The sequence below is a fragment of the Agrococcus citreus genome (assembly GCF_039527715.1).
Classification (GTDB): domain Bacteria; phylum Actinomycetota; class Actinomycetes; order Actinomycetales; family Microbacteriaceae; genus Agrococcus; species Agrococcus citreus.
In genome coordinates, this window is record NZ_BAAAKK010000003.1 from 101,248 (window position 1) to 111,398 (window position 10,151).

Annotated in this window: 10 protein-coding genes and 1 tRNA gene; 4 read left to right on the plus strand and 7 right to left on the minus strand. The window is 73.4% G+C overall.

The window, feature by feature from the left end; translation table 11 throughout:
• The first annotated feature begins 156 nt into the window (after positions 1–156).
• Positions 157–1,005, plus strand: coding sequence for an ATP-binding cassette domain-containing protein (locus ABD106_RS14550; protein ID WP_425545730.1), 849 nt, complete (start codon positions 157–159; stop codon positions 1,003–1,005).
• Positions 1,006–1,011: 6 nt separating this feature from the next.
• Here ABD106_RS14550 and ABD106_RS05780 read toward each other — a convergent pair whose 3' ends face one another.
• Positions 1,012–1,887 (minus strand): M56 family metallopeptidase, encoded by an 876-nt coding sequence (locus tag ABD106_RS05780; RefSeq protein WP_343918299.1) that lies wholly within the window; start codon positions 1,885–1,887, stop codon positions 1,012–1,014.
• Positions 1,888–1,901: 14 nt separating this feature from the next.
• The gene (locus ABD106_RS05785) at positions 1,902–2,273 is read right to left on the minus strand and encodes a BlaI/MecI/CopY family transcriptional regulator (protein ID WP_343918301.1); all 372 of its coding nucleotides are present in this window, start codon (positions 2,271–2,273) and stop codon (positions 1,902–1,904) included.
• A gap of 124 nt (positions 2,274–2,397) precedes the next feature.
• Here ABD106_RS05785 and ABD106_RS05790 point away from each other — a divergent pair, with 124 nt between their 5' ends.
• Together ABD106_RS05790 and cydB are read left to right on the plus strand one after the other, a co-directional pair.
• Positions 2,398–3,993, plus strand: a complete 1,596-nt coding sequence (locus ABD106_RS05790; protein ID WP_343918303.1) for a cytochrome ubiquinol oxidase subunit I — start codon at positions 2,398–2,400, stop codon at positions 3,991–3,993.
• A 56-nt stretch (positions 3,994–4,049) separates the two neighbouring features.
• Complete coding sequence (gene cydB, locus ABD106_RS05795) at positions 4,050–5,129, plus strand: cytochrome d ubiquinol oxidase subunit II (protein WP_343918305.1); 1,080 nt, start codon at positions 4,050–4,052, stop codon at positions 5,127–5,129.
• 143 nt (positions 5,130–5,272) lie between these two features.
• Here the strand turns inward: cydB and ABD106_RS05800 are convergent, their stop codons facing one another.
• Positions 5,273–5,929: an arsenate reductase/protein-tyrosine-phosphatase family protein gene (locus ABD106_RS05800; RefSeq protein WP_343918307.1), complete on the minus strand. Its 657-nt coding sequence runs from the start codon at positions 5,927–5,929 to the stop codon at positions 5,273–5,275.
• A 142-nt stretch (positions 5,930–6,071) separates the two neighbouring features.
• On the opposite strand from ABD106_RS05800, the gene ABD106_RS05805 reads away from it, so the two are divergent.
• The gene (locus ABD106_RS05805; RefSeq protein ID WP_343918309.1) at positions 6,072–6,347 is read left to right on the plus strand and encodes a hypothetical protein; all 276 of its coding nucleotides are present in this window, start codon (positions 6,072–6,074) and stop codon (positions 6,345–6,347) included.
• Here ABD106_RS05805 and ABD106_RS05810 read toward each other — a convergent pair.
• The 4 genes from ABD106_RS05810 to ABD106_RS05825 form a co-directional block, all read right to left on the minus strand.
• Complete coding sequence (locus ABD106_RS05810; RefSeq protein ID WP_343918311.1) at positions 6,319–7,725, minus strand: glycosyltransferase; 1,407 nt, start codon at positions 7,723–7,725, stop codon at positions 6,319–6,321. The two genes, ABD106_RS05805 and ABD106_RS05810, sit on opposite strands and share 29 nt — an antisense overlap.
• Before the next feature lie 123 nt (positions 7,726–7,848).
• Positions 7,849–7,921: transfer RNA gene (locus tag ABD106_RS05815), tRNA-Ala, on the minus strand.
• A 53-nt stretch (positions 7,922–7,974) separates the two neighbouring features.
• The gene (locus tag ABD106_RS05820; protein ID WP_343918313.1) at positions 7,975–9,258 is read right to left on the minus strand and encodes a hypothetical protein; all 1,284 of its coding nucleotides are present in this window, start codon (positions 9,256–9,258) and stop codon (positions 7,975–7,977) included.
• 119 nt (positions 9,259–9,377) lie between these two features.
• Positions 9,378–10,037 (minus strand): GNAT family N-acetyltransferase, encoded by a 660-nt coding sequence (locus ABD106_RS05825; protein WP_343918315.1) that lies wholly within the window; start codon positions 10,035–10,037, stop codon positions 9,378–9,380.
• Positions 10,038–10,151 lie beyond the last annotated feature (114 nt).

Genomic DNA, 10,151 nt, shown 5'->3' on the forward strand with positions numbered 1-10,151 from the left:
GCGGCCGTCGTCACCGCCGCGGTGACGGCGCTCGCGTGCCTCGTGCCGGTGCTCACGCCGCTCTCGGCTGAAGCGGCATCGGTCATCGCCCTCCTCACGCTCGCGCTGCTCGAGCCGCTCGGCGACCTCGTCGCGGGCGCGCACCGCGTGCCGTCGATGCGCGCGGTGCTGCGCCGAATCGCGCCCGTGCTGCGGCCGGCGCCGCAGCCGGCCTGGGGCGACGCGACGCCCGCCTCGCCGGTCGGGGCGGTCGAGCTCGATCGCGTGGCCGTGCGCTACCCGGGCGTCGAGGCGCCGGCCGTCGCCGATGTCTCGGGGCGCGCATCCGCGGGACGCTGGCTTGTGCTCGACGGACCCTCGGGCTCGGGCAAGTCGACGCTGCTCTCGGCCGTGATGGGGGCGCTGCCGGTGGAGGCGGGCGCGATCCGCGCGGAGGGTGCGCCGGACGGCGGGACCGCCACCACCGCATCCGCAGATGTGGGGTCATCGGCTCGAATCGACGCCGTCTCCGAGCACATCGCCCTGCATCTGTCGGGCGAGGCGAGCGGTGGCGTGCCGCTCACCGACTTCGAGGAGCGCGCGTGGCGCTCGCGCGTGGCCTGGTGCCCGCAGGACGCCTACGTCTTCGACTCGAGCCTGCGCGGCAACCTGCTGCTCGCGCGCTCCCGTGCGGATGCGCCCGACGAGTCGGCGATGCGCGACGCGCTCGAGCGCGCCGGCCTCGGCCCGCTGCTCGAGTCGCTCGCGGACGGCCTCGACACGCGCGTCGGCGCCGCGGGCTCGGCGCTCTCGGGCGGCGAGCGCCAGCGGCTCGCGGTCGCGCGGGCGCTGCTCACGCGCGCTGACGTCATCCTGCTCGACGAGCCGACCGCGCACCTCGATGCGCCGACGGCCGCGGCGATGATGGCCGACGTGCGCGCGGCGACCGCCGACCGCGTGGTGATCCTCGTCTCGCACCGGCAGGACGACCGGCTGCCGGCCGACGAGGTCGTGCGGCTGGGCTGACGCGCGCTACGCGACGAGCCGCTTGAAGCGGTCGCTCCCCCGCGTCGAGCCGGCCGGGTCGACCTCGGCATCGGCGACGCCGCTCGCGCCGACCTGCAGGATCGCGCGGGCGAGCACCTCGTCGCGCACCTCGCGGCGCGCGTGGTCGTCGGCGAGCATCTCGACGAGCGCCGCGACCTCCGCGTCGGCGAGCGCCGCGATCGGGAACCACGGCAGCGCCGAGCGCCAGGCGCGGAACGCGAGCAGCAGCAGGTCGTGCCGCTGCTCGACGTGCGCCCGCTCGTGCGCGATCACCGCGACGAGCTCATCGGGGTCGAGCCGGTCGAGCAGCCCTTGCGAGAGCACCGTCACCGAGCCGGCGCCGCGCGGCAGGCAGTAGGCGACGGGCAGCGCGTCATCGAGCACGCGCGTGCGGGCCCTGGTCGGATGCGGTGACGTCAGCAGGTCGAGCAGGTGCAGGTGGCGACGACGCTGGCGCGTGACCTGCACGATCGTCACCGCGAGGTGCGCGAGCAGGTAGACGGCGAAGACCGCCGCCGGGATGGCGGCGAGCCAGAGCCGGTCGGGCGCGACGGCGAACCCGGTGAGCGCGAGCGCGCCGATCATCGACAGTCCGCCCGCGAGCCCCACCGCTTGCCACACGAGCAGCGCCACGACCGGCGCGCGCATGGGCCACGCGGCGCGCGCGAGCCAGATCGGCACCGGCCAGGCGAGCAGCAGCGCGACGAGCCAGAGCATCGCCGCGCCCCACACGATCGCGCCGTGCGGGATGACGAGCGCGCCGTCGAGCGCGACCGCCCTCGCGAGCGCGGCAGCGCCGTCGAACGCGGCGACGCCGTCGAGCGCGACCGCGCCATCGAGCGCGACGACGGCGAGCGGCACGGGCGGGGCTCCCGTCAGCTCGCGCTCGCGCCGCCGCGCAGGAGCTGCCGCAGCACGGCGGCGTCCTCGTCGGAGACGCTGCCGACGAAGCGCTCGAGCACGGCGGTGCGGTCGCCCGCGGCGCCCAGCACGTCGTGCATGAGCTCGGCGACGTGATCGGCGCGCGACGCGACGGCGGCGTAGCGGTATGGACGCACGCCGCGGTCGGGGGCGACGAATCCCTTCTTCTCGAGGCGCGACAGCACGGTCAGCAGCGTCGTCGCCGCGAGCGAACGGCCCGCGGCCTCGAGCTGCTCCTGCACGTCGTACGCGCTCACCGGTGCGGCGGCATCCCAGACGGCATCCATCACCGCCCGCTCGAGCTCGCCGAGGGTCCTGTTCGTCACGACACCGCTCCATCCGTGGGCGCCACGCCCATCGTCACATCCGATTCTACACAGCGTCGAAGTTCTTCTATGCTGTGTAGAAGGAGTTCTACGTCACGTAGAACGCGCAGCGAAGGAGATCGGCGTGGAAGCGCTCGACATCGCCCGGTGGCAGTTCGGCATCACGACCGTCTACCACTTCATGCTCGTGCCGCTCACGCTCGGCCTCGGCATGGCCATCGCCGTCATGCAGTCGATCTGGGTGCGCACCGGCGACGAGAAGTACCTGCGCATGGTGAAGTTCTGGGGCAAGCTCTACCTGATCAACTTCATCCTCGGCGTGGCCACCGGCCTCGTGCAGGAGTTCCAGTTCGGCATGGCCTGGAGCGAGTACTCGCGCTTCGTCGGCGACGTCTTCGGCGCCCCGCTCGCGCTCGAGGGACTGCTCGCCTTCTTCGCCGAGTCGACCTTCCTCGGCATCTGGATCTTCGGCTGGGGACGCCTGCGCAAGGGCCTTCACCTCATGGCGCTGTGGTGCGCGGTGATCGGCTCGTGGCTGTCGGCCTACTTCATCATCGTCGCCAACTCGTGGATGCAGCACCCCGTCGGCGTCGAGCTCGCCGACGACGGCCGCCCGGTGATGACCGACATCTGGGCGGTGCTCACGAACAACACGGCGCTCGCCGCCTTCACGCACACGATCTTCGGCGCGCTCATCGTCGCCGGCATGTTCCTCATCGGCATCTCCTGGTACCACCTGTGGCGGCGGCGCCACGACGGCATCGACGCGGTGGATGCATCCGGTCGCGTGGTCGTCGGCGAGGCGCCCTCGGTGGGCGGTCGCGACACGATCGACCACGGCGTCTGGCTCTGGTCGCTGCGCGCGGGAGCGGTGGTGGCGATCGTCGCGTTCGGCGGCACCGGTCTCACCGGCGACTGGCAGGCGAAGCTCATGTACGAGCAGCAGCCGATGAAGATGGCCTCCGCCGAGGCCGCCTGCCACACGGGCTCGGGCTTCTCGGTGCTGTCGATCGGCGACGTCGGCTCGGCCGACTGCTCGAGCGTCGTGACCCTCATCGAGATCCCCGGGATGCTCGGCTTCCTCGGGACCGGTGAGTGGGGCGCCGAGATGCCCGGCATCTCGGAGCTCGAGCCGCGGTACGTCGACCAGTACGGCGAGACGATCCCCGACGAGGCGCTCTACGGCTCGTTCGCCGGCACCGACGTGCAGTACGTGCCGCCGATGTGGGTGACCTACTGGGGCTTCCGGCTCATGATCGGGCTCGGCGGCATCACCGCCTTCGGCGCCCTCGTCGCGCTGTGGCTCACGCGCCGCGGCACCGTGCCGAGCTCGCCGTGGATCATGCGGCTCGCCATCCTCGGCATCCTCGCGCCCTTCGCCGGCAACATCGCCGGCTGGATCTTCACCGAGATCGGCCGCCAGCCCTTCGTCGTGGCGCCGAACCCCGACCCCTCCGGCATCGACGGGGTGTTCATGTTCACGGCCGCCGCCGTCTCCCCCGGCGTGACCGTCGGCGAGCTGCTGTTCTCCGTCATCACGCTCTCGGCCGTCTACGCCGTGCTCATGGTGGTCGAGATCTTCCTGCTCGTGAAGTACGTGCGCGGCGGCGTCGCGAGCGCCATGCCCGAGCTCGCGGCGCGCGGGCACGACGACGGTCGCGACGACCGTGACGACCCGCCCGGCGCGGCTCGCGACGACGTGCTCGCCTTCGCCTACTGACCCGCTTCGCCACCGACCGCTTCGCTACCGACCTGCTCACCGCACAGGAGACATCCGTGGAACCGCTCGCCATCGTCTGGTTCGTGCTCATCGCCGCGCTCTGGATCGGCTACCTGCTGCTCGAGGGCTTCGACCTCGGCGTCGGCATGCGCATGCTGTTCGCCTCTCGCGACGAGCGCGAGCGGCGCGTCATGCTCAACACCATCGGTCCGGTGTGGGACGGGAACGAGGTGTGGCTCATCACCGCCGGGGCCGGCACGTTCGCCGCCTTCCCGGAGTGGTATGCATCCCTCTTCTCGACGCTCTACGTGCCGCTCACGCTCGCGCTCGTCGGGCTCATCCTGCGCGCCGTCTCGATCGAGTGGCGGGGCAAGGTGCACACCGAGCGGTGGCGGATGGCGTGGACGGCCGGCGTCGGCATCGGCTCGCTCATCGCGGCGTTCTGCGTCGGGGCGATGCTGTCGCTCACGACCCTCGGCCTGCCGATCGACGGCAACGGCGACCGCGTTGGCGGCCCGTTCGTGTGGCTCGGCGCGCCCGCGATCATCGGTGGACTCGCGGTGGTCGGCTTCTCGCTCGCGCACTCGGCGACCTTCCTCGCGCTCAAGGCCGACGGCCCGGTGCGTGAGCGGTCGGCGCGCTTCGCCGCCGGTTGGGCGGCGCCGCTCTGCCTCGTGCCCGCCGCGGTGTGGGCGGTGTGGGTGCAGATCGAGCACGGCGGCAACCCACTGTCGTGGACACTCGTCGGGCTCGCGGTGGTCGGCGCCTTGCGCGGCTGGATGCGCGCGCGGCAGGGTCGCGAGGGGCTCGCGTTCGCCGGCTACGCGGCCTTCGGGCTCTTCGGCACCGCGGCGATCTTCGCCGGCGTCTTCCCGAAGGTGCTGCCGTCGACGGTCGACCCGGCCTTCGACCTCACGCTCATGAACGCGTCGAGCAGCCCGTACACGCTCGGTGTCATGACGGTCATCACCGCAGTGAGCCTGCCGATCATCATCGGCTACCAGGCGTGGAGCTACTGGGTCTTCCGCCGGCGCGTGACGCCCGGCATGATCCCCGACGCGCACATCGTGCTGCCCGCGATCCTGCGGGACAGGGATGCGATGGTGCCGGGCGCGGGTGGCGCGGCGGGGCGCTGAGGCGGGGCTGGGCCGTCGCCGCCCTCGCGGGCGCTCGGCTGCCTGCCTCAACGGGACCCCTTCCACCGAACGGGACCTGGTCTACCGGGTCCGGCTCGGTGGAAGAGGTCCGGTTCGCTGTGGCCCGCGGCGCGCAGCCCCGCTCAGCCGGCCGCGAGCGTGCGGAGGGCCGCTGCGATCCGCGTGACGTGCTCGTCGATCGTGTCGGCCGACCGGCGGTAGACCTCCGGCCCGTAGCGGTAGGGGTCGGGCAGGTCGAGGGCGATCGCCGCGCGCGGGAGCGCCTCGGCTCGAGCGTCGTGCGCGACCGAGACGACGCGGCGCATGAACGCCGCGAACCCATCGGCGCCCAGTGGGGCGACCCGCTCGGCGTCGCTCGACGCGAGGTGCTCGACGATGAGCGCGAACTCGATGACCGTGAAGGCGATGTCGCTGCGGCGTCGCAGCAGCTTGGCGGACTCGTCGCGGTGGCGGCGCTCGGCGCCGAGCACCAGGTCGACCTCCTCGAGCTGGCGCTTGTGCAGTCGGCGCGAGCGGTGCGCGCCCGAGATGTGGACGCCGAGCCGAGCCGCCTCGCCGACCGCGTACGGATCCATCGGCTCACCCTCGGAGGCGTGCGTGCCCGCGCTCGACACCGAGAGCGCACCGATCGACTCGCGGGCGAACGCGGCCGGCACGCGAGCGCGGAGCATCTTCTCGACCTGCGGCGAGCGGCAGATGTTGCCGGTGCAGACGGCGAGGACGCGGAAGACGTCATCCGTCGTCCGGTCGGGCGGCACGAGCCGCTTGAACAGCGCCATGTGGCCACACTATGGGGGACGAACAGTGTTATCAGACCCCTTGACCGCGCGCTGGGCTGATGCTGAGGATGGCTCGGGGACTCTTGGTCCGGCGCGAAATCCTGCAGTCCACGGGTCGCGCGCCACTTCTACCGTGGGCGTCATGATCCCGAGCCAGCCCGAGCCTCCCCGTTCGCGGGCCGAGCGGCGCCGCGCGCGCGACGTGACCACGATCGACGGCGACGTCGAGCAGCTCGAGCTCGATGAGCTGCTCGCTGAGCGCGCCGACGCGTTCGCGGCGCGGGTCGGCTTCGATCCGCGAGCGTCGGCCGGGCGGATGCGGTGGTGCCGCGTGCGCCCGCAGGGGGCGCAGGCAGGGCGGGAGGTCGACGAGCTCGCCGAGCGTCAGCTCATGCGAGGCGGTCGCTGGCTCGCGTGAGCACCGTCGGGCGCCTGCCCGGGCTCGCGCGACGCGCGCGAGCGACGATGACGTCCTCCTCCTCGGGCGGCACCTGCTCCGGTGGCGGGGACTGGGGCGCGGGCGCCGGCGGCTCGCGATCCGCCCACCGGAGCAGCTCCGCCTCGATGAGCGCCGCAGCGCGGGCCGCTCCCCCGAGCTGCTCCAGCTCCGCCGAGATCGCGACCGCGCGCTCCTTGAACTGCGGCTCGCGGCGCACGCGCCACACGGCCGCGCGCACCTTCGCCGGCTGCGGCCGGCCGGTGCGGAGGTCGACGCCGGCACCCGCCCACGCGACGCGCGCGGCGATCTGCGGCTTGTCGATCGTGCCGCCCGCGACCACGAGCGGCACGCCGAGCGACAGCATCTCGAGCACGCCGCCCCATCCGCCGTTCGTGACGCCCACGGCGGCGCTCGGCACGATCGCGGAGTACGGGATGAAGTCGACGAGCCGGGCGTTCTCCGGCGGCTGCACGCCGACCTCGCGCCCGACGGTGGTGCCGACGACCCAGACAGGCGCATCGGCGAGTCCCTCGAGGGTCGGCAGCAGCAGGTCGTCGGGGTCGGTGTCGAGCGTGCCCTGGGTGACGAAGACGATGGGCCGCACGTCGTCGATGAGCGGCTGCACCCACTCGGGCGTCGGCTGCGGCTGCTGCGGCGCCGCGAGCCGGCCGACGAAGCGCACGGATGCCGGCAGGTCGCTGCGCGGGAACTCGAGCGATGGCGAGCCGGTCGCGATCACGAGCGTCGGCGAGTAGAGGGCGGTGTCGAAGCGCCGGCCCGCGCCGAGCCCGAGCGACGCGCGGAGGGCGCGGTATGGCCGATCGAGCGGGGCGGTGAGCACGGGCACGAGGCTGCGCAGCAGTGCGTCGCGCGCGCGACCGAGCGGCCCCCGGCCGGGCGTCTGCACGATCGCGGGCGGCAGGTCGCGGCTCGGCATCGAGAGCGGCACGAGCGAGACGGTCGCCCACGGCAGGTCGAGCAGCTCGGCGCAGAGGCCGGCGCTGACCGAGAGCACGTCGCCGACGATCGCGTCGAACGGCGTTGCCTCGTGCGCCGCGCGGATGTCGTCGACCTGCCCCCTCGCCGTGCCGATGAACACGTCGCGGACGTTCGCGATCAGCCCGCGCGTGCCCACCTTGCCGGTGTCGGGGAAGGTGTCGGCGAGGTGCGCGTCGTCGAAGTCGTGCGCCGCGCTCCAGGTGAAGGTCGCGCATCCGAGCCGGTCGAACGCATCCGTGTACTTCGCGCCCGTGTAGGCGGTCACGCGATGGCCGCGCTCGAGGAGCGCAGCCGCGACCGCGGCCATCGGGCGGACGTGACCCGCGAACGGCATCGCGGTGACGAGGATGTGTGCCACGCGCACAATGTACGACCGGATGCGCTCGCCTCAGCAGAAACGCGGACGCTGTTATGGAATGGTGCGGCGCGATGAGGCGGAGATGCGAAGAGCCCCGCCTCTCGGCGGGGCTCTTGCTGCCTGTGGACCCGGGGGGAATCGAACCCCCGACCTCTTCATTGCGAACGAAGCGCGCTACCAACTGCGCTACGGGCCCGGACCGGAACAGCATACCCGACGTCGACGCGCGCGACGAAATCGGGCGGTCGCTCAGCCCACGCGGCGCAGGAACGCCTCGTGCACGTCGAGCCGCTCGAGCTCGTCGTCGACGAGCCCCATCGCCGCGAAGCGCGATCCGCCCACCGCGGGCTGCTCCTCGATGCGGCGGCCGGGCTGCTCGCGGCGCACGCGGTGCTCGTCCTGCTCGGTCTCGAGCGGCGCCTGGGCGGCCGGGTGCTCGGCCCGGGGTGCGGCGGCCGGCGCGGCCTCGACCTGCGCCTCGCGGATGGGCGCGACGGGCTGCGTCGGCGCGTTGCGGCGGTCGATGCGCGGCTCGGTCGCCGACGTGGCGATCTCGCCCGTGACGATCTCCTCGAAGCTCGCCTGCAGGCGAGCGACGCGCTCGACGGGTCCGGAGATCGCGCGGCGGTCCTCGGCGAGCTGCGCGCGGGCACGGCGCAGCAGGTCGTCGCTCGGCCGGTACTCGGCGCGCAGCCGCTGCTCGGGCACGGGGCGCGGCGACCAGGTGCGCGAGTCGGTCTTGGTGCTGCCCGCGGCCTCGGCCTCGGCCTGTGCGCTGCCGCGGCCGGCGTTCGCGAGCTCGGTGTAGACGCTGTCGGTGTTGCCGCGGCGCACGTCGGCACGGCGACGGTCGGCGGCACGACCGGCCTCGATGCGCACGGCGCCGCGGGCGACGACCTGCTGCGCCATGCGCGACTCGGCGGCGACCGCCTGCGCGGCGACCGCCCGCGCCTCCACGAGCGTGCTGACCTGCGGCGCGGACGAGGCGACCCGACGCATCCGCGACGCCGATGCGTTCACCGCGACGAGGCCGGCGGCGCCGAGCACCGCGACCGCGGCGCCGAGCGCGATGAGCACCTGCAGGCCGGGGACGACGATGCCGACGACGAGCGCGCCGACCGCGACCAGGACGAGCGCGAAGCACGCGAGGCGGGTGCGGCGCAGGCGCTGCGCGCGCGACATCGTCGACTTCACCGCGGCGCGCACCTCGCGCTCGACCGCCTTGATCTGCTCGTCGAGCTCGCGCGCTCGGGCGACCGCCTTCGCGTGCTCCATCGCCTGCTTGAGGCGCTGCTCCTTGGCGACCGCCTTCTGCTGCACGGCGATGGTGCGGGCATCGGCCTCGATGCGCACCTCCTCCGGCGACTCGGCCGACTCGGCCATGATGCGGAGCGTCTGCTGCAGCCGGATCGCGTTGCGCTCGGTGGCGAGATACTCGCGCTTCCGGGTCCACACCGGCACGAGGTAGGCGACCCAGAGGACGACGGCGACGATGAGGACGAGGGACGTCCCGAGACCTGCGAACTCTGGCATGTCCTGCACGGTAGCGGCGGCTCAGGCCCGAGTCGCGGAGGCCGTCCGGCGGTTCGCCACGAGTCGGGAACATTGCCGCTCTGGGGCTCGCTCGAGGGCTCGCGATCGGCCCGATCGGGTCAGCGCTGGGAGCTCTCGCGGGGGTCGCCGCCCACCTGCAGCGGGTAGACGGAGCGGTCGAACGGCGGCACTCGGCCGGCGAGCCAGCGGTCGAGCATCGGCTCGGCGAGCTCCTCGCGCACGACGGCGAAGCACAGGTGGTCGCGCCAGTCGCCGTCGATGTGGATGTAGCGGCGGCGGCAGCCCTCGTAGCGGAAGCCGAGCTTCTCGACCACGCGCAGGCTCGCCAGGTTCTCGGGGCGGATGCACACCTCCACCCGGTGCAGGCCGGCTCGGCCGAGCAGGTGGTCGGTGACGAGCGCGACGGCGGTGGTGGTCGCGCCGCGGCCGGCGAAGCGCTGCGCGATCCAGTAGCCGAGCGTCGAGGAGGCGAGCGCGCCGCCGGTGATGTTCGCCACGTTGAGCTGTCCGGCGAACTCGCCGTCGACCTCGATCGCGAACGCCATGCCGGAGCCCTCGCGGTCGGCGTCGAGCAGCGAGCGGATGGACGAGCGGGTGTCGAAGCGGCCGCTCGGGCGGGTGCCCGGCAGAGTCGCCTCCCAGCGCTCGAGCCACGACCGGTTGGCGATCAGCTCCGCCTCGAGGGCCCTCGCGTCGCGCTGGCGGATGCCGCGCACGGTGATGGCTCCGTGGGTGAGCCGCGGGGCAGAGTCGAACACGAGGATGAGCCTAAGCCTTGGTGCCGGACGACACTCCCCCGCGGCGGCGCTCCCGCACCACGACGGCGGGTGGTCACGACACGCCGCGCGGAGGGTCGCGCATCCGGCGTGTCG

Coding starts and splice junctions, on each gene's coding strand:
- ABD106_RS14550 (WP_425545730.1), top strand. CDS start 157: ATGCGCGCGGTGCTGCGCCGAATCGCGCCCGTGCTGCGGCCGGCGCCG.
- ABD106_RS05820 (WP_343918313.1), bottom strand. CDS start 9,258: ATGCCAGAGTTCGCAGGTCTCGGGACGTCCCTCGTCCTCATCGTCGCC.
- ABD106_RS05805 (WP_343918309.1), top strand. CDS start 6,072: ATGATCCCGAGCCAGCCCGAGCCTCCCCGTTCGCGGGCCGAGCGGCGC.
- ABD106_RS05800 (WP_343918307.1), bottom strand. CDS start 5,929: ATGGCGCTGTTCAAGCGGCTCGTGCCGCCCGACCGGACGACGGATGAC.